Source organism: Brachybacterium equifaecis (assembly GCF_023509525.1).
Lineage (GTDB): Bacteria > Actinomycetota > Actinomycetes > Actinomycetales > Dermabacteraceae > Brachybacterium > Brachybacterium equifaecis.
Genome location: NZ_JAKNCJ010000001.1, coordinates 684,972 through 707,170 on the forward strand (window position 1 = coordinate 684,972; position 22,199 = coordinate 707,170).

The window sequence follows — 22,199 nt, forward strand, 5'->3', positions numbered from 1 at the left end:
GATCCGGCTCAGCGGCCGAGCTTCGGCGAGAAGAAGTAGGAGACGAGGCGGGCGGCGATGTTCAGGACCATCACGATGATGATCAGGGTCAGGGCCGCAGCCCAGGCGCGATCGAAGTTGATCGAGGTGGAGCAGGCGTAGTCGATGCCCGAGATCGGGTTCGTCATCACGTCGGAGTTGCAGACCGCGTTGCCGGCGCCGTACTGGCTGTTGATGAACGTCGGCAGGGTCTGCATGCGGCCCGAGAACAGGTTCGTGTTCAGCATCGGCACGGAGCCGACGGTCAGCAGCAGCGGAGCGGTCTCGCCGATGACGCGCGCGATGGCGAGGGTCACGGCGGTGGTGAGGCCCGCGATCGCGGTGCGCAGCACGACCCGCACGATCGTGAGCCACTTCGGCACGCCGAGACCGTAGGCCGCTTCGCGCAGCTCCATCGGCACCAGGCGCAGCATCTCCTCGCTCGAGCGCACGACCGTCGGGATCATCAGCACCGAGAGCGCCACGGAGCCCATGAAGCCGATGCGGATACCGGGGTCCTTCGTGATGGTGATGAACAGGGCCAGGCCGAACAGGCCCGCGACGATCGAGGGGATGCCCGTCATGACGTCCACGAGGAACGTGATGCCGCGGCCGAGGACCTTCTGCCAGCCGTAGCGGGCGTACTCGACCAGGAAGATCGAGGTGAACAGGCCGATCGGCACCGAGATCAGGGTCGCGCCGAGGGTGATCAGCAGGGTGCCGACGATCGCGTGCGAGATGCCGCCGGCGTCCATGCCGCCGATGACGCCGGCCATGTCCGTGGTCCAGAACTGGAGCGGGGCCGGGGTGATCAGCTTGTGGATGCCGCGGCTGAGCACCTCCCACAGCAGGGAGAACAGCGGGATCATCGCGACCGCGAACGCGCCGAACACCAGCAGGGTGACGAAGCGGTCCATCGCCCAGCGGCGGCCCTCCCGCACGCGGGAGTAGGTGTAGCCGATGATCAGGTGCAGCACGTAGCCCAGCAGGACCAGCGCGGGAATCGAGAACACGCCGAGCAGGAGCAGGATCACGGCGGAGACCACGAGCGCGATCCCGGCGGTCATCGCCAGATGCCACCAGGGAAGGCGGGTCTCGGCCGCGCCGGAGCCGGTCATGAGCGCGTGGGAGCCGCCGCGGGGCGGGGTGCCCGCATCGCGGGGGGCAGCGGAGGTGGAGGTCATGTCGCGGGCCTCAGCTCTTCGTCGTGCGCGAGACGATCGCGCGGGCGATGGCGTTGATGATGAACGTGAAGACGAAGAGCACAAGGCCGGTGAAGATCAGCCGTGCCATCACGTCGGGTGTCGCCTCGGCGCTGTGCGAGGCGATGTTCGCGGCGATCGTGTTGTGCTGGCCGACCTGCAGGATGCGCAGGGAGAAGGTCTCTCCGGGCGAGAGCACCATGAGCACCGCCATCGTCTCGCCGAGGGCGCGGCCGAGGCCGAGCATCGAGGCGGAGACGACGCCGGAGCGGCCGAAGGGCAGCACCACGGTCTTGATGGTCTCCCAGCGGGTCGCGCCGAGCGCGAGCGCGGCCTCCTCCTGGAGGCGGGGGGTCTGCAGGAAGATCTCGCGGGTCACGGCGGTGATGATCGGCAGGATCATCACCGCGAGCACCACGGAGGCGCTCGCCATGTTGCGCATCGGGGCGCTGACGGTCCCGCCGAACAGCGGGATCCACCCGAGATGCTCGTTCAGGAAGAAGAAGAGGGGCTCCAGGCGGGGCACCAGCCACACGCCGCCCCAGAGGCCGAAGACCACCGAGGGGACCGCGGCGAGCAGGTCGATCAGGAAGCCGAGCGGAGTGGCGAGGCTGCGCGGGGCGAAGTGCGAGATGAACAGCGCGATCCCCACCGCGATCGGAACGGCCATCAGCAGGGCGAGGAGCGCCGCGAGCACGGTGCCGTAGACCAGCGGAGCCACGTACTGCACGAGCGAGACGGCATCGGCGTTCCCGGTGAGCTCGCGGCTGGTCTGGATCGCCGGCCACGAGCGGATCAGCAGGAAGATGAAGACCAGCGCCAGCGTGAGGAAGATCAGCAGGCCCGAGCCGATGCTCAGGCCGGAGAAGATGACGTCGCCGGGCCGCTTCGCGGTGCGGGCTGCGGTCGTGGTGGGGGCTGCGGGGGCAGGAGGATCCTGCTGCGGCGACGAGGGTGTCGCGACGGAGCTGCTCACGAACGGCCTTCCAGGAGGAGGGGTCAGGGATCCGGGCGCAGAGCCCGGGAGGCGGGCCGGTGCGCCGCCGGGAGCGGGGAGCTCTCAGCGGCGCACCGGCGCGGTCATCCTCCGGCTCAGCCAGCGGCCTTGATCTTCTCGATCGACGCGGTGGCTTCGGCCGAGAGCGTGTCGGTCAGAGCCGCGTTGCCCGCGGCCTGCGCGGCAGCCTTCTGGCCCTCCGGCGAGACGATGTAGGAGGCGTAGGCCTTCACGAGGTTCGCGGTGTCCGCATCGGCGTAGGTGTCGCACACGGCGAGGTAGGACACGAGCACCAGCGGGTAGGTGGTGGGATCGGTCAGGGTGCGATCCAGCTCGATGACGATGTCGCCCTCGGCGCGGCCCTCGGCGCGCGGGGAGTCCTCGACGGCCTTGGCAGCGGCCTCGGGGGTGTACTCCACGTACTCGTCGCCGACCTTGAGCTTGGCGATGCCGAGGTTGCCGGCCTTGGAGGCGTCGGCGTAGCCGATGGTGCCGTTGCCGCCCTCGACCACGGAGATCAGGCCGGAGGTCTTGTCACCGGACTGCCCGCCCTGGATGGGCCACTCCTCGACGGCGCCGTAGGTCCATGCGTCGGGAGCGTTCGCGGACAGGTAGTCCGTGAAGTTCTTGGTGGTGCCCGAGGAGTCCTGGCGGTGCACGGGGGTGATCGCGAGGTCCGGGAGGGTGGCCGAGGGGTTGTCGGCCGCGATCGCGGGATCGTTCCAGTTGGTGATGGTGCCCGCGAAGATGCCCGCGATGGTGGGGGCCGAGAGCTGCAGGTCCGTGACGCCGTCGAGCTTGTAGACGACGGCGATCGGGGAGATGTAGATCGGGACGTCGAACGCGGAGCCGCCCTGGCACGCGGTCGCCGACTGCGCGATCTCCTCGTCCTTGAGAGCGGAGTCGGTGCCCGCGAACTTCACGCCGCCGTTGAGGAACTGCTCGCGGCCGGCGCCGGAGCCGACTGCGTCGTAGGTGACCTGCGCCTCGGGGTTGAGGGCGGTGAAGTTCTGGGTCCATGCGCCCTGCGCGGACTCCGCGGAGGAGGCGCCGGCGCCGGCGAGCTGGCCGGAGACGGTCGTGCCGGAGGCGGAGCCGCCGTTGTCCGAGCCGGTTCCACCGGAGGTGGTGCCCGCGCCGCCGCCGCACGCGGAGAGCGCGAGAACGGAGGTGAGGCCGAGGGCGGCGACTGCGGCGAGCTTGTTCTTGCGAGCGATCACAGCGAATCCTTTCGGGGCCGGAGCCCACGCGTCAGTTCTGCAGGAGGTTCAGCATCGGGAGGCGGCGGGAAGGATCCTCTGCGAGGTCCAGGGCGATTCCGCCTGACGAGTCCGACAGCGCTGACGCTAAGGAGCACAGGTGACAACGGGGGCCTTGCTCGGTGAACTCCAGGTGAACGCGGCCGCAGACACCCCCGATCGGCCATGGAAGCGCAGGTCAGAGCGGGATACGGTTGCGTCACATCAAGGTCACAGTCGGGTCACAGCGCCCGCTGGACGGCACTCAGTCAAGGATCGGCCTGTGGCGCTCGAGCGCGACCACGCGCCCCTGCTCCGTCACGTGCAGCACGAGGGCCTCACCGGCCGCGAGATAGGGATCCTCGGCGGGCAGCTCCGCTGCGACCTCCTCGCTCGCATGCTCCCGGATCACCCCGATGACCGTCGGCAGCACCGGGCGGTGCGTGCACACGACCGTCGGCCGCGCCTCCTGCAGCACCCGGGCGATGACCGCCGCAGTTCGGGAGGGCTGCGCCTCGTGGCCCGCCTCGGTGAGGGCGCTCTTCGTGGTGAGGTCCAGGCCCGAGAGCCGGCCGAAGGGCTGGACGGTGGAGCGGCAGCGCTCCCAGGGGCTGGAGATGAGCACGGCCGGATCGTAGGAGTCCAGCATCGCCGGGAGCAGCTTCGCCTGCCGCTTCCCCTTCGTGTTCAGCGGGCGCGTCTCCTCGCCCTCGCGCCACTTCGCACGGGACAGCGCCGCGGCGTGGCGCTGGATGATGATCGGGCGGGTGCGCGCGGCGTCCTGCTCGAGATGGTCGCGCAGCGCGGCCAGCGGCGCCTGATCGTTCTGCCCGTGCATCAGTCGCCCGGCCTTCTCGATCTCGACCCAGCGCACCTCGTCCACCTCGCGGGGGTTCTGAGGCCCGGGGCCGACGCGCGAGCGCACCTCCCCGCTCCAGTAGCGCACGAGCTTCGGACGGCCGCTGGCGAGAACGTAGGAGCTCGAAGGCAGCGGCCGGTGCAGGCGCACCCGGTACCCGGTCTCCTCCTCGACCTCCCGCACGGCAGCGGCAGGGAAGGTCTCGCCCGGATCGAGCTTCCCCTTGGGGATCGACCAGTCGTCATAGCGGGGTCGGTGCACCAGCAGCACCTCGATCCGCCCCTTCTTCTCGCGCCAGGTCAGCACGCCTGCGGCGAGCACCGTGCGCGGATCCGCCAGGACCTCCGTCGTGCTCATGCGGTGCCCGCCTCCGTGCCGTGCTCCGCGCCCGCAGCCTCCGGGGCGGCGGAGGCCTCGGCGGGGAGGCGGAACTGGAGGTCCTTCCCGCTCACGCGGAAGCCTGCGCGCTCGTAGAGGCGCCGCGCCCCCGCGTTCCCGCCCTCCACGTACAGCTCCACCTCGCGCACTCCCGTGCGCTGGAGGTCGGCGAGCGCGGCCGCCGTGAGAGCGCCCGCGATCCCTCGGCCGCTCGCTGCCGGATCTGTGCCGACGGCATAGAGCTCGGCGCTGCTGCCGTCGGGCGCGCGCTTGACCCAGACGAAGCCGAGCATCTGCGCTCCCTCGCGCGCCACATGGAGATCAGCGGGGTCGAACCACGGCTCGGCCCGGCGCGCGTCGAGATCAGCGCGCGTCATCCGCCCCTGCTCGGGATGGTCGGCGAAGGCGATCGCATTGACCCGCACCCACTCGTCGGCCTCGCGGTCCAGCTCGAGCACGGGATCCAGGGCGGCGTCATCGCCCTCGGCCCCGGTGCGGGATCCCAGGGTGCCGAGCACGACGCCCTCCGGGACGGCAGGCACCGGCAGCGCGGGGCCCGCCGGATCCAGCGCACGGGACATCGTGAGCAGCTCGCGCGTGCACTGCAGGCCGTGCCGCGCGAGGAGCCGCACGGCCTCCGGCAGGCCGCCATGGGCCCACACGCCGGCATCCGGGCGCAGCGCGAGCGCGCGGCGGAGCAGATCGGCGCCGATCCCCCGGCCGCGGTGCGCCGGTGCGACCATGCCCTGCACGGTGCCGTCGGCCAGGATCGAGACGGCTCCGACCAGGGGAGCGCCGTCGGCGCCAGGCTCTTCGGGCGAGAGCGGGGCAGGGACGAGCAGGTGGCGCGCGCCGCGCGCAGGGCCGACGGCCTCTCCCCGCAGCGCGAGGCGGGCGGCCTCGTCCCAGGGGCTCACGCCGTCGTGCGCGGTCACGCTGCGCAGGAGGTCCGTGAGGGATCGACGCGCCCCGGGGCGCAGCTCGTCCGTGACGATCATGCAGGATGTCCTTACGGTCCTCGTCGGATTCCGCTGTCGGCGGCGGCTCGTAGACTGCCACTGTATCCCCAGCCCAGCACCGGGCCGCCCGAGCGCCCATCGCGCAGCGGAAGGCCGGGCGAGACCCTGACCGCAGCCCCGAGGAGGACGAGCATGATCGCATCCGAGCGCACTCCCCTGGGTGCCGCGCTCGCGGTCCTGCTCGCGCTCGTCGCGCTCACGGGCCCGCACTCGGCGGCGCTGATGGCGGCGCTGATGTGCCTGCTCTCGATCATGATCGGCATCGGCTGGCCCGACCTCCTCGAGCTCGCGAGCCCTCGCGGCACCCGGATCGTCGTGGCGGGCACGGGCGTGCTCGCCGCCCTCCTGACGCTCGGGACCGCCTCGACCGACGCCCCCCTCGGCAGCGTGGTCATCGCCTGCGCCCTGGGCATCTTCGGCGCGTTCGCGCACCAGATGGTGCGGCGGGAGCGCGACGGGCTCTCCGCCTCCCTCACCAGCACGATCGCCGGAGTGATGCTCACCGGCATCTCGGCCACGTGGGTGCTCGCCCAGGCCGAGGCGACGACCGGCAGCGAGGCCCGCATGCTCGCCGCCTGCGGGGCCGGTCTCGCGATCACGCTGCTGATCACGGCGACGGGCCTGCCCCGTCTGCTCCGGCTGGCCCTCGCGGTGCTGGCGAGCGCCGGGGCGACGGCCGTGCTGATGCCCGCTCTCACCTCGGCCACCTGGCCCCTGGGGATGCTCGTGGGCGCCCTGCTCGGCGTCGGCGCCGGCGGCGTGCACCTGCTGCTGGGGTCCGTGCTCGTCGCGAAGGAGCCCCTGCCCTCCCTCACCGTCGCCGCGGCCCCGGTCGCGACGATCGGGATGGTCGCTCTGCTCGCCGCGCGTCTGCTGGGCTGAGCGCGGCTCCTCTAGACTGGGCGCCATGAGCGCACTCTCCATCATCTTCTCGCTGCTGTCCGCCGTCGTCGGCCTCGGCACCGCCGGGTTCGCCGTCCTCGTGATCTCCCGGCTCTTCGGGCGCTGATCCCATGCCGATCGTCCTGGACCCCTCGCTCCCGGAGAGCCTCTACCCGCTCGCCTGGCTCGTCGGATCCTGGAGCGGCACCGGCGCCGCACAGGTCTCCGCCGAGGGCGGCGAGCTCGAGGGCCGCAGCATCGAGCAGCGCGTCGTCTGCACTCCGGGCGATGACGGCACCCTCGCGTGGGTGATGAGCACCGATCAGCTCGACGCTCCCCCGCCTCTGCCTCCCACCAGCGTGTTCGCGAACGGTCCGGAGGCGCAGGCCGCCCCCGAGGCCCCCGCCGACTCCGCCGCCGTGGAGCGCTCGCAGCTCGTGCGCGAGCGCGGCTTCTGGCGCGTCGGGGAACCCCTCCCCGGGCAGGATCTGGCGGCGGCCCAAGCCGCCAAGCCCGGCGATCCCGCCGGCATCGTCTCCTACGCCGTCGAGCTGGTCCTGCAGCGGGAGGACGGCGAGGAGATCTGGGCCGGCGAGGTGCGCGGACCGCGCATCCAGCTGGGGCTGCGCACCTCCCCCACCGCCCGCAGCGCCGACGGCGCGATCGCCGCGACCCGCATGTTCGGGCTCGTGGGCGGGCGCATGTTCTGGCTGTGGGAGCGCGCGCTCGATCCCGCCGCCCCGGACCAGATCGGCCCGTTCCTCTCCGTGGAGCTCGACCGTGGCTGATGCCGCGGACTCCCCTGCCGAGGCCCCTCCCCTGCCGGACTCTCCCCGCATCCGGCTGCTCCAGCGCCGCGGAGCCGTGCTCGCCGCGGGAGCGGACCGCGCCGTCCCCGCCCACTACGGGGCTCCGCTGCGCGAGCAGCGCCGTCTCCTGCGCGGCAGCGCCGTCGTGGATGCCGGGCATCTCGAGCTGCTCGAGGTCGCGGGCCCGGACGCCTTCAGCTGGCTGACGACGATCAGCACCCAGGTGCTCACCGGCGCCCCCGTCGGCGCGTCCCTCACCCTCGCGGTGCTCAGCCCCCAGGGGCGCCTCGAGCACCTCGCGGCCGTGGCGATCACCGCCCCGGACACGGCCCTGCTGATCACCGATCCCGGAGCCCGCTCTCCCCTCCTGCGCTACCTCGAGATGATGCGATTCGCCGCGCGCGTGGAGCTGACCTGCCGCGATGACCTGCGCGCGCTCGGCTCCACCCGTCCTCCCGCCGACGTCCTCGCCGCGGCGGGCATCGCCCTGCCCACCCCGGAGGCGACCTGGACCGATCCCTGGCCCGCGGTCGCTCCCGGCGGCGTCGCCTACGGCCCCGACCCGGAGGACGCCACCGCGTGGGTGCTCTCGGTGTGGCCCGCCGCCGCACTGACCGCGATCGACTGGCCCGCGGATCTCCTCGCCGGGCTGGACGCCGCGGAAGCGCTGCGCGTCGCCTCCCACCGCCCCCGCCTGATCACCGAGAGCGACGCGCGCACGATCCCCCACGAGCTCGACCTCCTGCGCACCGCAGTGCACACCCAGAAGGGCTGCTATCGCGGGCAGGAGACTGTCGCGAAGGTCCTGAACCTCGGCCAGCCCCCGCGGCGCCTCGTCATGCTCCACCTCGACGGCTCCCAGGACGTCCCCGTGCGCGCCGGCGCCGAGGTGCGGATGGGCGGGCCCGAGGGCCGCGCCGTCGGCACCGTCACCACCGCCGCCCTCCACGCGGACCTCGGCCCGATCGCCCTGGCGGTGGTCAAGCGCGCCGTCCCCCTGGAGGAGCGGCTGGTCGTACAGGCGCTCCTCGGCGCGCAGGACAGCGCGGACGAAGGCCAGGGCGAGGGCGAGGCGCTGTGGCTGGACGCCGCGCAGGAGGCGATCGTGCTTCCTCGCGATCACGGCGAGCGGCCTCCCACTGCCCGCCTCTGAGCGAATCGGACCTGCGAGAATGGACGCATGAGCGGGCAGGAGCAGGAGCACCAGCAGGAGCAGCGGAGCTGGTCCGAGGAGCGCGCCGAGATCATCGCCGCGAAGGACCGCGCGCTCTATGATGCCCGCCAGGCCGAGCACGAGCAGGCGACGGCCCTGCTGCGCGAGTTCGCCGAGCGCTTCGAGTCCGCGGGGATCCCTCCGATCCCTCTGCAGGCCCTCCCCTATCGGGGCGACCGCCCCGTGCGCACGCATCTGCGCGGCTGGTACCTCACGCAGGACCGCACCCTCGGGATGGATCGGCAGGGTCGCTATTACATCCTGCGCGCCGACGGCGGACTCGGATCTCGCCTCCGCGGGGCCGACGTGGAGCCTGCTCTCGCGCCCCTGGTCATCGGGCGCGGGGCGCGGGACGGAGAGACCGTCGATCTGCGCACGCTGCTCTCCACGCGGCTCAGCGATCCGGTGCGGTCATGACGGCCCCCGGCTCCACCTCCGTCGCGGAGCTGTCCCGGCGCCACCGGGCGCGCGCCGCGGTGCGCAGCCGGCTGCGCGAGAGCGCCTCGCGCACCCGCTCCGGGGTCTTCACCACCCTTCGCGGTGCGGCGGCGGCTGCTCTCGCCTATCTGCTGTCCACCGTGCTGTGGGGCCACACGCATCCGGTCTTCGCCGCGATCGCGGCGTTCGTGATCATCGGCGTCTCCAGCACGGAGAAGAAGATCCGCAAGGTCGGCGAGATGTCCAGCGGGGTCATGCTCGGCGTGCTGCTGGGCGAGCTCGCCCGCTCGACCATCGGCTCGGGCTCCTGGCAGATCCTCGTGGTGATCACCGTGGCGGGGCTGCTCGCCCGGTTCATCGACTCGGGCGTCATGTTCGCGATGCAGTGCTCGATCCAGTCGCTGCTGGTGATGCTGATGCCCGTGACGCCCGGCCTCGCCCCCGGTGCGCGCGTGCTCGACGCCCTCACCGGGGTGAGCGCCGCGATCCTGATCCACCTGCTGCTCACCGGCGATCCCCGCCGCGCGCAGCGCGATGCGGCCGACGCCCTCTTCCGCGCGCTCGAAGATGCCCTCACCCAGCTGTCCCTCGCGGCACGCACCGGCGATGCGGCGGTCGCCCGCGCCACTCTCGCCGAAGTGCGGCGCACCTCCCAGGGGCTCGTGGACGAGTGGCGCATCGCCAACAGCGCGGCCGACGAGGTCACCGCCTACTCCCCTACGAATCTCCGCCACGCCGCGGACGTCGAGCGCCTGCGCCAGCTCCTGGTGGGCTCCGACCGCGCCATGCGGAACGTGCGCGTGATCGCGCGGCGCGAGGTGCAGTTCCTCTCCGTGGTCGACGGCGACCCCCACTCGACGCTCGCCGACGCGCTCCTGGAGGCGAAGGACGCCGCGACCGCGCTGCGCGAAGCGGTGGACACCGACGTGGACTTCACCGAGGCGAGGCGCGAGCTGCGGCTGTTCTGCTCGTACCTGACCCCGGAGATGCTGCTGAAGAACGATGCCGGACAGCATCCGGGGCGCGTCGGCCACTTCGAGGGCGTCACCCTCGCCATCCAGCTGCGCTCCCTGGCGAGCGATCTGCTGGAGGCCACGGGCCTCTCGCCCGCCGAGGCCCAGCGCTTCCTGCCGAGCCTGCTGGTCGCGGGCGACGGCGACACCATCGGCCCGCGCCCTCTCACCCAGGAGATCCGCGCGATCGAGCCGCCGCCCACCACCGCCGCTCTCGAGCTGCTGATCACGGACCGCTCGGATCCCGATCGCCGTCGGCCCTCTCCCCCGCCCGAGGCGGGGGTTGCGGCAGCGGGCGAGACAGCGGGCGGGAAAGCGGGAGCGGAAGGCGCCGCGGCCACGGCAGCGGCGGGGCCGGGCGCGGCGGGGCCCGGCGCTCTGGATTCTCCCGACCCCGCACCAGAAGGACCGCGCGCAGGCGCGCCGGGGAGCGGCCGGTAGCCTGCGGGCATGGTCTTCGTCATCCAGCAGTGGATCTTCGCGATCCTCGCCGTCGCTCTGTTCGCCCTGGAGCTGTGGGCGCTGGTCAACGCGCTGCGGTTCCGCGCCGACGCCTACACCGCGGCGGGCAAGCGCACCAAGGCGTTCTGGGGAGTGCTCACCGGCGTCGCCGCCCTGCTGGGCTTCCTGTCGCTGCCGTACCCGATCGGCGGCGGGCAGAGCCGGATGCTGTTCATGCTGATCGGCGTGGTCATCGCGGGCGTCTTCCTCGCCGACGTCTACCCGGCGCTGAAGTCCGTCATGCGCAACGCCCAGGGTCCCCGCCGCCGCTGAGCTGCGCTCGCGGTGACGCGCTGCCTCACCGCGGACTCTCATAGCCTCTCCCGGCCCCCATCGATGCGTACGCAGCCGTCGGATAAAAATCGCATTCCGACGCCCACGCTCGCGTCGCCTCCTGCAGCGCCACGATTCCGACGCCCACTCACGCGTCGGCGCCTCGACTCCCCCAAGCGTCCCCCACCACGCGCCCTGCCGCCCCCAGCGCACAGCCCGCCTCGCCGCCGGAGCAGATCGAGGTGCGCTTGCACGTCGAATAGACCGACTCATTCCGACGTCTTCACGCACCTCGATCGTGCAGACACCTCCATTCCGACGTCTGCACGCACCTCGATCATCGGACCGTCCTCGCCACCCGGCAGCCCCACCCTGCCCCGGTCGATGTGTACGCAGCCGTCGGATAGAGATCCCATTCCGACGCTCACGTACGCCTCGATCGCGCCAGCGCCACCATCCCGACGCTCACGTACGCCCACCCGCCCGCGCACAGACGAGCGCCCCGCCCGGCGGAAGCCGGACGGGGCGCTCGGTGCGCGCTCTCAGCGCGCTGATGAGGCGTGAGCTCAGGCGCTCATGCTCGTGCCTGCGGAGCGCAGGTTCTCGCAGGCCTCGACGATGCGGGCGGCCATGCCGGCCTCCGCCTTCTTGCCCCAGGCGCGGGGATCGTAGGCCTTCTTGTTGCCCACCTCGCCGTCGACCTTGAGGACGCCGTCGTAGTTCTCGAACATGTGGGCGACCGCGGGGCGCGTGAACGCGTACTGGGTGTCGGTGTCGATGTTCATCTTGATGACGCCGTTGTCCACAGCCTCCTGGATCTCCTCCAGGGTGGAGCCGGAGCCGCCGTGCATGACGAGGTCCAGCGGCATGTCCTTGCCGACCTTCTCGCCGACAGCCTGCTGGATGTCCTTGAGGATGGACGGGGTCAGCTTGACGTTGCCCGGCTTGTAGACGCCGTGGACGTTGCCGAAAGTGAGGGCCGTGATGTAGCGGCCCTTCTCGCCGAGGCCAAGAGCCTCGACGGTGGCGAGGCCGTCCTCGGGGGTGGAGAAGAGCTTGGACTCATCGACGTCGGCCGAGTAGCCGTCCTCCTCGCCGCCGACCACGCCGACCTCGATCTCGAGGATCTTCTTGGCGGCGGAGGTCTTCTCCAGCAGGCGCTGGGCGATCTCGAGGTTCTCCTCGACGGGAACGGCGGAGCCGTCCCACATGTGCGACTGGAAGAGGGGGTTCAGGCCCTTCTTCACGCGGTTCTCGAGGTCCCACTCGATGAGGGGCTCGACCCACGACTCGAGGTTCTCCTTCGCGCAGTGGTCGGTGTGCAGCGCGATGGTGACGGGGTAGTTGTCGGCCACGGCGTGCACGAACTCGGCGAGCGCGATGGAACCGGCGACGCGGTCCTTGACGGTGGAGCCGGAGAGGTACTCGGCGCCGCCGACGGAGACCTGGATGATGCCGTCGGACTTCGCGTCGGTGAAGCCCTGCAGCGCAGCGATGGCGGTCTGCGAGCTGGAGACGTTCACGGCCGGGTAGGCGAACTTGCCCTTCTTGGCGCGATCGATCATTTCACCGTACTGCTCAGGCGTTGCGATGGGCATGTGTGCTCCTGACGAGAGTGGACATCATCGGGACGCAGGGAAGCGCCCGCTCGCCTCCGATTCTCTCATGCCCGCCCGTTTTCGAAAGGGGACGTCCGGCCCGGATCCGCGTGCTGGAGGAGCCAGGTGTGCATGGCGATGGCGGCGGCCGCGGCGACGTTCAGGGAGCGGGTCGAGCCGTACTGGGTGATCGCGAGCATCCGCTCGCACGCTTCCTGCAGCACCTCGCTGATACCGGGGCCCTCCTGCCCGAAGACGAGCACGGAATTCGCGGGCAGTGCCGCGCCCTCGAGAGGCTCGGCGCCGGGCGCGTTGTCGATCGCGATGAGGGGGCGGCCCTCGGCGCGCGCCCAGTCCGCGAGGGAGGCGACGCCCGGATGATGGATCTCGTGCTGGTAGCGGTCGGTCACCATCGCTCCGCGCCGGTTCCATCGGCGTCTGCCGACGATGTGGAACGCCCCCACCCCGAACGCGTTCGCGCTGCGCACGATGGAGCCGATGTTCGCGTCGTGCTCGAGGTTCTCGATGGCGATGTGCAGGTCGAAGCGCTTCTCGTCGAGAGCGGCGACGATCTCCGCGCGCTTCCAGTAGCGGAAGCGGTCCTCGACGTTGCGCCGATCCCCGTGCGCGAGCAGCTCCGGGTCCAGGCGCGGATCCTCGGGCCAGGGCTCCGGGTGGGGGCCGACGCCGACGGTGCGCTCCACGGCTCCGACGTCGCTCATCCTTCGTCGCCGGCGGCGGCGCGCCGGTCAGCGGCGTCCAGCGCGCGGTTCTCCTCGGCGTCGGGGTCGGGCAGCCCGAGGGCGCGGCGCCTCCGCTCGCGGCGCACGAGCTTCACGAGCCACCACACCACGGCCACGGCGATGAGGACGTAGACGATGTTCGAGACGACGTCGGTGTACGGCTCGATGATGTGCCAGCGGCTGCCGAGCTGGTATCCGAGCGTGATGAACAGGGTGTTCCAGATCGCCGATCCCGCGAGCGTGAGCAGGGAGAACGGCAGCAGCGGCATGGCGTACAGCCCGGCGGGGATCGAGATCAGGGAGCGCACCCCGGGGACCATGCGGCCGAAGAAGATGCCCTTCGTGCCGTGCTTCTCCATCCACTCGACGGTCCGGTCGTAGTCCTCGACGTGCACGAGCGGGAGGCGGATGAAGATGCGGCGCAGGCGCTCGGGCCCGAGCGCCCTGCCGAGTCCGTAGAGGAGCCACGCGCCCGTCAGCGATCCGAGCAGCGAGAAGAGCAGCATCTCGAGGAACGAGTGCTCGCCCCCGGCCGCCGCGACGCCCGCGAGGGGGAGGATCACCTCGGAGGGGATCGGCGGGAACACGTTCTCGAGGAAGATGAGCAGCGCGACTCCGAAGCCGCCCATCGCATTCATCGTACTGACCGCCCAGTCGACCACGTTCATGCCCGCACCTCTGTGACGTGCAGGGATACAGGGCGGAGCTGCGGCATGAGGTGCCTTTCGGAACGGGCGGCGCACGGGGCCTCGGACATCCTCATCGTAGGCGCGGCGCGTTCGCGTCCCCTGTGCGGCCTCTGACCTTCTACTGTGTCTCCCATGACCTTCAATCCCAATGCCAACATCACCTCCGGCAACGTCTCCCGCGCAGGGGGCGGCGGCGGACTCGGCGGTCGCGGCGGCCTCGCGATCGGCGGAGGCGGCGGCTGCCTCATGCTCGTGGTCGTCGTCATCATGATGCTCATGGGCGTCAACCCCGGCTCGCTCCTCGGCGCCGGCCAGGGCACGACCCAGCAGGACCCCGGCACCTCCACGGAGTGCACCACGGGCCAGCAGGCGAACGAGCGCGACGACTGCCTCGTCGTCGGCACCGTGGAGTCGGCCGACGCCGTCTGGGCGGGCCTCGCGGGCCCGGCCGGCATCCAGTTCTCCGAGCCTCAGGGCCGGCTGTTCTCCGGCCAGGTGAACACCGGCTGCGGTGCGGCGTCCTCGGCCGTCGGCCCGTTCTACTGCCCTGCCGACCAGACCATCTACATCGACACGAGCTTCTTCGACGAGCTCTCGAGCCGCTTCGGCGCCAATGACGGCAGCTTCGCGAAGATGTACGTGGTCGCGCACGAGTACGGCCATCACATCCAGAACCTGCAGGGCACGATGAATCAGATCGACCAGCAGCAGACCGGCCCCACCAGCGACGGCGTTCGCCTCGAGCTGCAGGCCGACTGCTACGCGGGCGTCTGGGCGAACCACGCCGCGCAGTCCAAGGACGGCGAGGGCAACAACTTCCTCCAGCCGCTGACCGACCAGCAGATCGCCGACGGCCTCTCGGCCGCCGCCGCCGTGGGCGACGACCACATCCAGGGCGAGGTGGCCGGCGGCCAGGTGAACCCGGAGAGCTGGACGCACGGCTCCTCCGAGCAGCGCCAGAAGTGGTTCACCACCGGCTACCAGTCGGGCGATCCCGGGGCCTGCAACACCTTCGCGACCGACGCTCTTTGATCTGAGCACTCCCGTGATCTGAGCATCCCCGCATCGCAGAGGACTCCCCGCAGATCTTCGGCGGGGAGTCCTCTCGTTCCGGGCCTTGCGCAGGGCCGACGGGTGCGCACCGGCCGGTGCGCCGGCGGGCTCGCGCCGGCGTCTGCGCGCCGGCGGGGCGCGGCTCAGATGCTGAGCTCGTCCACCCCGAAGGCCGTCAGGTAGCGGTACCCGGCCTTCTCGATGACCTCGCGCGCTCCCGTGCCGCGGTCCATGATCACGGCGACCGCGCGGATGCGCCCGCCGGCCTCCTCGATGGCTTCGCAGGCGGTGAGGACGCTGCCGCCGGTGGTGGAAGTGTCCTCCACGGCGATGACGTCGCGCCCGGCGATGTCCGGCCCCTCGATGCGGCGCTGCAGGCCGTGGGCCTTGTTGGCCTTGCGCACCACGAACGCGTCCAGCGCCGGCACGGAGGCGTCGGCCGCGGAGGCGTGGAGGAGAGCGGTGGCGACGGGGTCGGCGCCGAGCGTCAGCCCGCCGACGGCCGCGGCCGCTCCCTCGCCCTCCAGCAGGCCCTCGGTGCGCAGGAGATCGAGCATGACCCGCCCGACCAGCGGCGAGGCCTCGTGGTGCAGGGTGATGCGGCGCAGGTCGACGTAGTAGTCGGCCTCCTTGCCGGAGGACAGCGTGACCTTCCCGCGCACGACGGCGAGCTCGTCGATCAGCTGGAGGAGGCGGGCGCGGTCGGACGCGGGGGCAGTATCGATATCAGCCATGGCCACAGGGTAGTCCGGACCTCACTGGCCCTCGCGCTCCCACGGCGCGTGCAGCTCACGCTTCGAGGCCGTCCGGCGGGAGCGGCGCAGCCGGCGCCGGCTGAGGCGGGTCTCCCAGGCGGGGCCCGTCAGGAAGCGCATCAGGCGCCGCGGGGCGAGGCGGGACACCTCCCCTGCTGCGCGGTACTTCACCGAGGGGATCGAGAGCACGTGCCCGGCGGCGGTGTCCCGCAGCGCCTGCTCGACCACGTACGGGGCTTTCAGCCAGGTGACCCGCGGCAGGCCCTCCACGTTCATCGAGGCGCGCTCGTGGAACTCGGTCTGCACGAATCCGGGCAGCAGCGCGGTCGCCGTGACTCCTGTGCCCCGCAGCTCCGTGGCCAGGGACTCCGTGAACACGGTGACCCAGCTCTTGGAGGCGGCATAGGGCCCGGCGGCCGTGTAGCCGGCGAGGGAAGAGACGTTGAGGATCGCCCCGCACCGCCGCTGCACCATCGCGCGGGCGGCGGCGTGCGAGAGCACGAGGACGGCGCGGATGAGGGTGTCCATCTGGCGCTCGTGATCCTCGATCGGGACCTCGAGGAACTGCCCGCGCAGTCCGTAGCCGGCGTTGTTCACCAGCAGGCTGATGCGATCCACCGGATCCGTCAGCCGGCGCGCCACCCGGTCGAGCTCGCGGCGCACGGAGAGATCGGCGGGGAGCACCTCGATGTCGACTCGGTGCACGTGGCGGATCTGCTCGGCGACCGCATGCAGGCGGTCCTCGGAGCGCGCCACGAGCACGAGGTCGTGGCCGGTGCCGGCGAGCTGCCAGGCGAATTCCAGGCCGAGTCCTGCCGTGGACCCGGTGACGAGGGCGCGTGCCATCTCTGCTCTGCGGGAGCGGCGGGGCTCAGCCGCGCATCCCCGGGGACTGCGCGTAGACCTCCTTGGGGATCCGCAGCGGCTTCATCGCCTCGCGGGGGCTGATCCAGAAGGGCTCGCCGCTGCCCCGGGTCGCGTAGAAGTCGCGGATCAGCTCGACGTGCGAGGCGCCCCAGTACGCCCGCGCGCCCTCGAGCCGGCGCTCGGCGACGGTCTCGACTGTCCCGTCGGCCCAGGTCACCGTGAGATCGCCGCGCATGCTGAGGGTCGCGTTCTCGGCGGCGATGACGATCGAGACGGGCTCGTTGACGGCGTTGGCATTGGTCGCGTACATGACCGAGCGCACGCCGCCCTCGTGGGTGAGGACGAGCTCGGCGGTGTCCTCCACCTCGATGATGTCGCCGAAGACGTGGTTCGCGGCGTGGCCGGCGACCGCGCTGACGGGCCCCAGCAGCCACTCGAGCAGGTCGATCGTGTGGATCGCCTGGTTGATGAGCAGGCCGCCGCCGCTGTTCTCCCAGGTGCCGCGCCAGGGCTTCGCCCGGTAGTACTCAGGGGTGCGCGCCCACTTCACGGTTGCCGATCCGCCGATCACTCGACCGAGGCGCCCGCTGTCCAGGAGCTCCTTCATGGCGATGGAGGTCGCGTTGTAGCGGTTCTGGAAGCAGACGCCGATGCGCTGGGCGCTGGCCTCCGCGTGCGCGACCAGGCGCTCCGCCTCTGCGAGAGAGGCCGCGAGCGGCTTCTCGGTGAGGACGTCGGCCCCGGCGTCGAGGGCGTCGATCGCGACGGGGACGTGCTGGTCATGGGGAGTGCAGATGTGCACCACATCCGGGCGCAGCTCCTCCAGGAGCGCGCGGTGGTCGGTGAAGGAGGGGACACCGTTCGCCTCGCCCGCGCGCGCCGCGGCGTCCGGGTCGACGTCGCACACGCCCACGAGCTCGATGCCGTCGAGGTCCTCGATCGCTCCGAGGTGGAGCGCGGAGATGTCACCGCATCCGATCACTGCCGCCGTCGCCACATCGCACCCCCGAGATCGCCCAACTGGATCCCGACAGTCTAGGACCCTCGTCACATCCCGGGGGCCTTTCGCTACCCTGGCCGCATGCGCATCGCCACCTGGAACATCAATTCGCTGCGGGCCCGGATGGATCGCCTCATCGCGTTCCTGGAGCGCCACGAGATCGACGCCGTCGCCCTGCAGGAGATCAAGGCCAAGCCCTCCCAGCTCGACCTGGCCGCGCTGAACGCTGCGGGCTATGAACTGGCGGCGCACGGGCTGAACCAGTGGAACGGCGTCGCGATCGCCTCGCGCATCGGCCTCGACGACGTCCACACGGAGCTCGCCGCAGTGCCGACGTGGCCCGAGGAGGAGGGCGGCGTGGTCGAGGCGCGCGCGCTGAGCGCGGTCGTCGGCGGGAAGCTCCGGCTGTGGTCGCTGTACATCCCCAACGGTCGCGAGATCGACCACCCGCACTACGCGTACAAGCTGCGCTGGTTCGACGCCCTGCGCGCCGAGGGGGCGCGCGTGCTCGCCGAGGACCCGCAGGCCGCGATGGTGCTGGCGGGCGACTTCAACGTCGCCCCGGAGGATGACGACGTGTGGTCGATGGAGGCCTTCGAGGGCAGCACCCATGTCACCGAGCCCGAGCGCGCGGCGTTCCGCGCCGTGGTCGACGCCGGATTCGCGGATCTCGTGCGGCCGGACCACCCGGGCCCCGGCGTCTACACGTACTGGGACTACACGAAGCTGCGCTTCCCGAAGAAGGAGGGCATGCGCATCGACTTCCTCCTCGGCTCCCCCGCCGTGCAGAGCCGCGTGACCGGTTCCTTCATCGACCGCGAGGAGCGCAAGGGCAAGGGCGCCTCCGACCATGCCCCGGTGGTGCTCGACCTGGATCTCTGAGAGGCCGACGGGGGTCGCGGGGGCCGACGGGCATCGCGCGGGCTGGCGGGCGCGTCGCGCGCTCCGCGAACTCTCCCCACTGACGGGTTCTCCCCAAGCGGGCGGGCGGCGCTGACGCCGCCCGTCCGCTCCGCGACTCTGGGGGCATGACCAGCCTCCTGGAGCGATCCTCCCGCGGCACCCGCCTCGGCCCCTCGCGCGCCGCCGCGGCCCGCACGGACGCCCGCATCCCCTCTCGATTCCCGGCCGGGGCCGCCGCGCTCTCCGCAGACGGAGCATCCTCGACCGCTGCGCCAGGCGCCCGCGCGGTCGTGCTCTGGCACGGCGAGCGCGAGGGCGCGCTGCGCAGCCTCGCTGCCGACCACGTCAGCGCCGCCGGTGCCGAGCTGCGCGACGCCGGGCGCACTGCATCCGGCCCGATCGCACCGGGCCTGGGAGGCCAAGCCGACCAGTCGCTGCAGGGACCCGGAGAGCCGGCTCCTGCGCTGCATCTGTGCCCGGCCGAGGCCCTGCTCACGGCCGACCATCTGCCCGCCCCGGCCGGTCAGCTGATCGCGGTGGCCGACGCGCCGATCGCCGAGGGCATCTGGCGGCGCGCCCTGTCGGCGCAGGTGCGGGCCGTGTGCCGACTGCCCGAGGACTCCGCGGCCCTGCTCGCGCTGCTCTCCGGCGCGCTCCGGGCAGGCGAGGGCGCGCGCGTGATCGGAGTGGCAGGCGGCTGCGGCGGTGCGGGCGCCTCGAGCTTCGCGGCCCGTCTCGCGGGCGCCGCCGGGCGCCTCGGGCCGGTCGCGCTGATCGACGCGGATCCCCTCGGCGGAGGGCTGGAGCTCCTGGTCGAGGCTCCGCCCGCAGCGGGGGCGCGCTGGGAGGATCTCGCCGGCATCGACACGGCCGACGGCGCGCTCCTGCGCGAGGGCCTGCCCCGCGTCGACGGGGTGCATCTGCTGACCGCCGGTGCGGGCGCCCCGCCCCGCGCCCTCGATCTGGACCGCGCTCTCGGCGCGCTCGCGCGGGTTCCCGGCCACGTGATCGCCGATCTCTCCCCGGACCTGGTGGGCCCTGCCCTCCCCCACCTCGACGAGCTGCTCATCGTTCTCCCTGCCCGCGATCATGCCGTGCGGGCGGCGTGGCGCCGCCTCGGCTCCTGGCGGCCGCCCGCGGGCGTGGCCCGACTGGTGCTGCGGGGCCGGGGCCCCGTGAGCGCGGACGAGGCGCGCGAGGATCTGCGCCTGCCCGTCGCGGGCGTCTTCCGCGACTCCCCCGCCTCGCACGTGCCGCTGCTGGATGTGCGCCGCGGCCGGGCCGATGCGCTGTGCCGCCGCCTGCTGGAGGCCGGGCTGTGAGCGGGGCTGTGAGCGGGGCGCCGCTGCCGGGACTGCTCGAGCAGGTGCGCGAGGATCTCGCCGGCGATCCCGGGCCGGTGGACGTCCCCCGGATCGCGCGCCTGCTGCGGCGCGAGGGGCAGGTGCTCGGGGCCGCAGCGATGCTCGAGGCGACCGCGCGGGTGCGCGAGCATGTCGGCGGCCTCGGCCCGCTCCAGCACCTCGCCGTCCCCGGCACCACCGACATCCTCCTCAACGGGGACGGCAGCGTCTGGGTGGAGGACGCCGCCGGCCTGCATCGCACCGACGTGCAGGTCGACGCAGAATCCGCCCGGGATCTGGCGGTGCGGCTGGCCGCGCTGGGAGGGCGGAGGCTGGATGACGCGGTGCCCTTCGCCGACGCCCACCTGCCCGACGGCACCCGCTTCCACGGGGTCCTGCCGCCGCTGTCCACCGCGGGGGCCGTCATCTCCCTGCGCCTGCCCTCCGCGCAGGCGCTGTCCCTCGCGGATCTCGGGGCGCGGGGAGTGTTCGGCGCGCGCACCGCTGCCGTGCTCGAGGCCCTGATCGCCTCTCGCACCGCCTTCGTGATCTCCGGCGGCACCGGCACGGGCAAGACGACCCTGCTCTCCGCTCTGCTGGCCCTCGTCCCTCCGAGCGAGAGGATCGTGGTGGTCGAGGATGCGCAGGAGCTCCAGGTCCCCCATCCGCATGTGGTCCACCTCCAGTCGCGGCACGCGAACACCGAGGGTGCCGGCCGAGTGGACCTCGCCGAGCTCGTCCGGCTGTGCCTGCGGATGCGCCCGGACCGGATCGTGCTCGGCGAGTGCCGCGGCGCGGAGGTGCGGGAGCTGCTGCAGGCCCTGAACACCGGCCACGAGGGCGGCTGCGGCACCCTGCACGCGAACACCGCGGCCGACGTGCCCGCCCGCCTCGAGGCGCTCGGCGCGCTCGGCGGCCTGGACCGGCGAGCTCTCGCGGCGCAGGCGGCGAGCGCACTGGAGGTCGTGCTGCACCTCGGGCGGCCCGGCGGGGTGCGGGTGCTCGAGGAGATCGCCGTGCTGCATCGCGACTCCTCGGGACTGCTGCGCACGCAGACGGCCCTGGATCTGCGCTGCACGGGCGAGGTGCGCCCGGGGCCGGGATGGGACGCCCTGGCTGCGCGTCTGGACGGCCGCGGCCGCGATCACGGGACGCTCCGATGACGGGCGCGCTCGCGGTGCTGACGCTGCTGACGGGAGCGCTGCTGCTGTGGTGCTGCGCCCCGAGCAGTCCGATGCGCAGGAGCACCGTCTCCGCCGACGGGTCCTCTGCTGCGGCGAGCGGCACTGCGGAACGGCTCGTGATCCCTCCGGCGGCCCGGCGCGCACGACCGAGCGCGCTGCAGGTCGCAGGGCTGATCGAGCATCTCGCCGTGGTGATCGCGAGCGGCGCGGCCCCGCGGCAGTCCTGGCAGCTGGTCGCCGCCGCGGAGCCGCCCGGCCCCCTCGCGGATCTCGCACGGGCCGTCGGGGCCGGTGCGGATCCGCGCCGGGCAGCGAGCGGCGCTCTTGGGCGCTCTCCGGAGGTGCATGCGCTCGGCGCTGCGCTCGAGGTCTGCGAGCGCAGCGGCGCACCGCTGGCCGCGCTGCTGCGCAGCCTCGCCTCGGCGCAGCGCGACCTGCATGATGCCTCTCTCGCGCGCCGCAGCGCCTTCTCCGGCCCGCGCTCCACCGCCCGGATCCTGCTGGCCCTGCCCGCGGCGGGGATCGGACTGGGCATGCTGCTGGGCGCGAATCCGCTCGCGACGCTGACGGCCACCGGCCCGGGCCGGGCGCTGCTGACGTCCGGCCTCGCCCTCACTCTCGTGGGCTGGGCGTGGATGCGGCATCTGCTGCGCGCCGCCGCTTCGAGCTCCTCCGGTGGCATCGACCCCTCGGTGCTGCTCGAGCTCATCGCCGGTGCGCTGCGCGCCGGACTGCCGCTCGCCGGAGCCGCAGGCATCGTGGCGCGCGCCGCCGGGAGCAGCGGGCCGACCGGACCCGCCGACGCCGCGGCGACGTCCCTCGGCAGGTTCGCGCAGGCGCTGGCCGGTGGAGTCCCGAGCCGACTCGCTGCCGCCCATCTGGACCCTTCGGTGCAGGTCCTCGGGACCTCGGCGCTGCTCGCCGAATCTTCGGGAGCCGACCTCGCCCAGGTGCTGCGCAGCGCCGCCGCCGACTCCCGCCGCGGACGCGCTCGTGACGCGGAGGCCGCAGCGGCTCGACTCGGCGTGCACCTCGTGCTCCCGACGGGGCTGACTCTGCTGCCGGCCTTCGTGCTGCTGGGCATCATCCCGACGGTCGCCTCGCTGCTGGGCGGATCCTTCACCGGACTCGGCCCCGGCTGAAGGCGCCAGCTGAAGGCTCCGCGCACGCCACCGGTTCGAGTCGAAGCCCCATCAGATCGCCAGTCCCACAGACCCCCGCAGT

The 22,199-nt window shown here is 72.5% G+C and carries 22 protein-coding genes; 11 read left to right on the forward strand and 11 right to left on the reverse strand.

Annotated features, from left to right (window positions below; genetic code table 11):
• Nucleotides 1–8: 8 nt before the first annotated feature.
• From pstA to mshD, 5 genes are all read right to left on the reverse strand, one after another.
• The gene (pstA, locus tag Bequi_RS03170; protein WP_249736496.1) at nt 9–1,202 is read right to left on the reverse strand and encodes a phosphate ABC transporter permease PstA; all 1,194 of its coding nucleotides are present in this window, start codon (nt 1,200–1,202) and stop codon (nt 9–11) included.
• A gap of 10 nt (nt 1,203–1,212) precedes the next feature.
• Nucleotides 1,213–2,196: a phosphate ABC transporter permease subunit PstC gene (gene pstC, locus Bequi_RS03175; RefSeq protein WP_430623083.1), complete on the reverse strand. Its 984-nt coding sequence runs from the start codon at nt 2,194–2,196 to the stop codon at nt 1,213–1,215.
• A gap of 116 nt (nt 2,197–2,312) precedes the next feature.
• Complete coding sequence (locus Bequi_RS03180; protein ID WP_249736497.1) at nt 2,313–3,437, reverse strand: phosphate ABC transporter substrate-binding protein PstS; 1,125 nt, start codon at nt 3,435–3,437, stop codon at nt 2,313–2,315.
• 283 nt (nt 3,438–3,720) lie between these two features.
• On the reverse strand, nt 3,721–4,671 hold the full coding sequence (locus Bequi_RS03185) for an NUDIX hydrolase (RefSeq protein ID WP_249736498.1): 951 nt from the start codon (nt 4,669–4,671) through the stop codon (nt 3,721–3,723).
• Nucleotides 4,668–5,690 carry a mycothiol synthase gene (mshD, locus tag Bequi_RS03190; protein WP_249736499.1) on the reverse strand — a complete coding sequence of 341 codons (1,023 nt, stop codon included), beginning with the start codon at nt 5,688–5,690 and terminating at the stop codon, nt 4,668–4,670. The genes Bequi_RS03185 and mshD overlap by 4 nt, the downstream gene beginning before the upstream one ends.
• 153 nt (nt 5,691–5,843) lie before the next feature.
• On the opposite strand from mshD, the gene Bequi_RS03195 reads away from it, so the two are divergent.
• The 6 genes from Bequi_RS03195 to Bequi_RS03220 all read left to right on the forward strand — a co-directional run bounded on the left by Bequi_RS03195 (nt 5,844) and on the right by Bequi_RS03220 (nt 10,840).
• The gene (locus Bequi_RS03195) at nt 5,844–6,593 is read left to right on the forward strand and encodes a hypothetical protein (RefSeq protein ID WP_249736500.1); all 750 of its coding nucleotides are present in this window, start codon (nt 5,844–5,846) and stop codon (nt 6,591–6,593) included.
• Between the two features lie 131 nt (nt 6,594–6,724).
• A complete protein-coding gene (locus tag Bequi_RS03200) occupies nt 6,725–7,381 on the forward strand; it encodes a heme-binding beta-barrel domain-containing protein (protein WP_249736501.1) in 657 nt (218 codons plus the stop codon).
• Complete coding sequence (gene ygfZ / locus Bequi_RS03205; protein WP_249736502.1) at nt 7,374–8,555, forward strand: CAF17-like 4Fe-4S cluster assembly/insertion protein YgfZ; 1,182 nt, start codon at nt 7,374–7,376, stop codon at nt 8,553–8,555. Before Bequi_RS03200 ends, ygfZ begins: the two co-directional genes overlap by 8 nt.
• A gap of 27 nt (nt 8,556–8,582) precedes the next feature.
• Nucleotides 8,583–9,032, forward strand: coding sequence for a hypothetical protein (locus tag Bequi_RS03210; RefSeq protein ID WP_249736503.1), 450 nt, complete (start codon nt 8,583–8,585; stop codon nt 9,030–9,032).
• Nucleotides 9,029–10,507: an FUSC family protein gene (locus Bequi_RS03215; protein WP_249736504.1), complete on the forward strand. Its 1,479-nt coding sequence runs from the start codon at nt 9,029–9,031 to the stop codon at nt 10,505–10,507. The genes Bequi_RS03210 and Bequi_RS03215 overlap by 4 nt, the downstream gene beginning before the upstream one ends.
• 9 nt (nt 10,508–10,516) lie before the next feature.
• Nucleotides 10,517–10,840, forward strand: a complete 324-nt coding sequence (locus tag Bequi_RS03220; protein WP_249736505.1) for a DUF2516 family protein — start codon at nt 10,517–10,519, stop codon at nt 10,838–10,840.
• A gap of 566 nt (nt 10,841–11,406) precedes the next feature.
• Here Bequi_RS03220 and fbaA read toward each other — a convergent pair.
• The 3 genes from fbaA to Bequi_RS03235 form a co-directional block, all read right to left on the reverse strand.
• On the reverse strand, nt 11,407–12,438 hold the full coding sequence (fbaA, locus tag Bequi_RS03225) for a class II fructose-bisphosphate aldolase (RefSeq protein WP_249736506.1): 1,032 nt from the start codon (nt 12,436–12,438) through the stop codon (nt 11,407–11,409).
• 65 nt (nt 12,439–12,503) lie between these two features.
• Nucleotides 12,504–13,160: a TrmH family RNA methyltransferase gene (locus Bequi_RS03230; RefSeq protein WP_249736507.1), complete on the reverse strand. Its 657-nt coding sequence runs from the start codon at nt 13,158–13,160 to the stop codon at nt 12,504–12,506.
• A complete protein-coding gene (locus Bequi_RS03235; protein ID WP_249736508.1) occupies nt 13,157–13,849 on the reverse strand; it encodes a DedA family protein in 693 nt (230 codons plus the stop codon). Before Bequi_RS03235 ends, Bequi_RS03230 begins: the two co-directional genes overlap by 4 nt.
• 153 nt (nt 13,850–14,002) lie before the next feature.
• On the opposite strand from Bequi_RS03235, the gene ypfJ reads away from it, so the two are divergent.
• Nucleotides 14,003–14,902, forward strand: a complete 900-nt coding sequence (gene ypfJ / locus Bequi_RS03240) for a KPN_02809 family neutral zinc metallopeptidase (protein WP_249736509.1) — start codon at nt 14,003–14,005, stop codon at nt 14,900–14,902.
• A gap of 164 nt (nt 14,903–15,066) precedes the next feature.
• Here the strand turns inward: ypfJ and Bequi_RS03245 are convergent, their stop codons facing one another.
• Genes Bequi_RS03245 through Bequi_RS03255 form a run of 3 tightly spaced genes read right to left on the reverse strand, consistent with a single transcriptional unit; the run spans nt 15,067 to nt 17,527 of the window.
• The gene (locus tag Bequi_RS03245) at nt 15,067–15,657 is read right to left on the reverse strand and encodes an orotate phosphoribosyltransferase (RefSeq protein WP_249736510.1); all 591 of its coding nucleotides are present in this window, start codon (nt 15,655–15,657) and stop codon (nt 15,067–15,069) included.
• Nucleotides 15,658–15,678: 21 nt separating this feature from the next.
• A complete protein-coding gene (locus Bequi_RS03250) occupies nt 15,679–16,524 on the reverse strand; it encodes an SDR family NAD(P)-dependent oxidoreductase (protein ID WP_249736511.1) in 846 nt (281 codons plus the stop codon).
• A gap of 25 nt (nt 16,525–16,549) precedes the next feature.
• Nucleotides 16,550–17,527: a Gfo/Idh/MocA family protein gene (locus tag Bequi_RS03255; RefSeq protein WP_249736512.1), complete on the reverse strand. Its 978-nt coding sequence runs from the start codon at nt 17,525–17,527 to the stop codon at nt 16,550–16,552.
• A 99-nt stretch (nt 17,528–17,626) separates the two neighbouring features.
• On the opposite strand from Bequi_RS03255, the gene Bequi_RS03260 reads away from it, so the two are divergent.
• From Bequi_RS03260 to Bequi_RS14165, 4 genes are all read left to right on the forward strand, one after another.
• Nucleotides 17,627–18,427, forward strand: coding sequence for an exodeoxyribonuclease III (locus Bequi_RS03260; RefSeq protein WP_249736513.1), 801 nt, complete (start codon nt 17,627–17,629; stop codon nt 18,425–18,427).
• Nucleotides 18,428–18,573: 146 nt separating this feature from the next.
• Nucleotides 18,574–19,770 carry a hypothetical protein gene (locus Bequi_RS03265; protein ID WP_249736514.1) on the forward strand — a complete coding sequence of 399 codons (1,197 nt, stop codon included), beginning with the start codon at nt 18,574–18,576 and terminating at the stop codon, nt 19,768–19,770.
• Nucleotides 19,767–20,954 carry a TadA family conjugal transfer-associated ATPase gene (locus tag Bequi_RS03270; RefSeq protein ID WP_249736515.1) on the forward strand — a complete coding sequence of 396 codons (1,188 nt, stop codon included), beginning with the start codon at nt 19,767–19,769 and terminating at the stop codon, nt 20,952–20,954. Before Bequi_RS03265 ends, Bequi_RS03270 begins: the two co-directional genes overlap by 4 nt.
• Complete coding sequence (locus Bequi_RS14165) at nt 20,951–22,117, forward strand: type II secretion system F family protein (RefSeq protein WP_283774562.1); 1,167 nt, start codon at nt 20,951–20,953, stop codon at nt 22,115–22,117. The genes Bequi_RS03270 and Bequi_RS14165 overlap by 4 nt, the downstream gene beginning before the upstream one ends.
• Nucleotides 22,118–22,199 lie beyond the last annotated feature (82 nt).

Excerpts from the sequence above, each read along its gene's own strand:
- Bequi_RS03185 (WP_249736498.1), bottom strand. The coding sequence starts at position 4,671 with ATGAGCACGACGGAGGTCCTGGCGGATCCGCGCACGGTGCTCGCCGCA.
- Bequi_RS03260 (WP_249736513.1), top strand. The coding sequence starts at position 17,627 with ATGCGCATCGCCACCTGGAACATCAATTCGCTGCGGGCCCGGATGGAT.
- Bequi_RS14165 (WP_283774562.1), top strand. The coding sequence starts at position 20,951 with ATGACGGGCGCGCTCGCGGTGCTGACGCTGCTGACGGGAGCGCTGCTG.
- fbaA (WP_249736506.1), bottom strand. The coding sequence starts at position 12,438 with ATGCCCATCGCAACGCCTGAGCAGTACGGTGAAATGATCGATCGCGCC.
- Bequi_RS03210 (WP_249736503.1), top strand. The coding sequence starts at position 8,583 with ATGAGCGGGCAGGAGCAGGAGCACCAGCAGGAGCAGCGGAGCTGGTCC.
- pstA (WP_249736496.1), bottom strand. The coding sequence starts at position 1,202 with ATGACCTCCACCTCCGCTGCCCCCCGCGATGCGGGCACCCCGCCCCGC.
- Bequi_RS03245 (WP_249736510.1), bottom strand. The coding sequence starts at position 15,657 with ATGGCTGATATCGATACTGCCCCCGCGTCCGACCGCGCCCGCCTCCTC.
- Bequi_RS03265 (WP_249736514.1), top strand. The coding sequence starts at position 18,574 with ATGACCAGCCTCCTGGAGCGATCCTCCCGCGGCACCCGCCTCGGCCCC.
- Bequi_RS03195 (WP_249736500.1), top strand. The coding sequence starts at position 5,844 with ATGATCGCATCCGAGCGCACTCCCCTGGGTGCCGCGCTCGCGGTCCTG.
- ypfJ (WP_249736509.1), top strand. The coding sequence starts at position 14,003 with ATGACCTTCAATCCCAATGCCAACATCACCTCCGGCAACGTCTCCCGC.
- Bequi_RS03235 (WP_249736508.1), bottom strand. The coding sequence starts at position 13,849 with ATGAACGTGGTCGACTGGGCGGTCAGTACGATGAATGCGATGGGCGGC.
- Bequi_RS03220 (WP_249736505.1), top strand. The coding sequence starts at position 10,517 with ATGGTCTTCGTCATCCAGCAGTGGATCTTCGCGATCCTCGCCGTCGCT.
- Bequi_RS03250 (WP_249736511.1), bottom strand. The coding sequence starts at position 16,524 with ATGGCACGCGCCCTCGTCACCGGGTCCACGGCAGGACTCGGCCTGGAA.
- Bequi_RS03200 (WP_249736501.1), top strand. The coding sequence starts at position 6,725 with ATGCCGATCGTCCTGGACCCCTCGCTCCCGGAGAGCCTCTACCCGCTC.
- mshD (WP_249736499.1), bottom strand. The coding sequence starts at position 5,690 with ATGATCGTCACGGACGAGCTGCGCCCCGGGGCGCGTCGATCCCTCACG.
- Bequi_RS03230 (WP_249736507.1), bottom strand. The coding sequence starts at position 13,160 with ATGAGCGACGTCGGAGCCGTGGAGCGCACCGTCGGCGTCGGCCCCCAC.
- Bequi_RS03215 (WP_249736504.1), top strand. The coding sequence starts at position 9,029 with ATGACGGCCCCCGGCTCCACCTCCGTCGCGGAGCTGTCCCGGCGCCAC.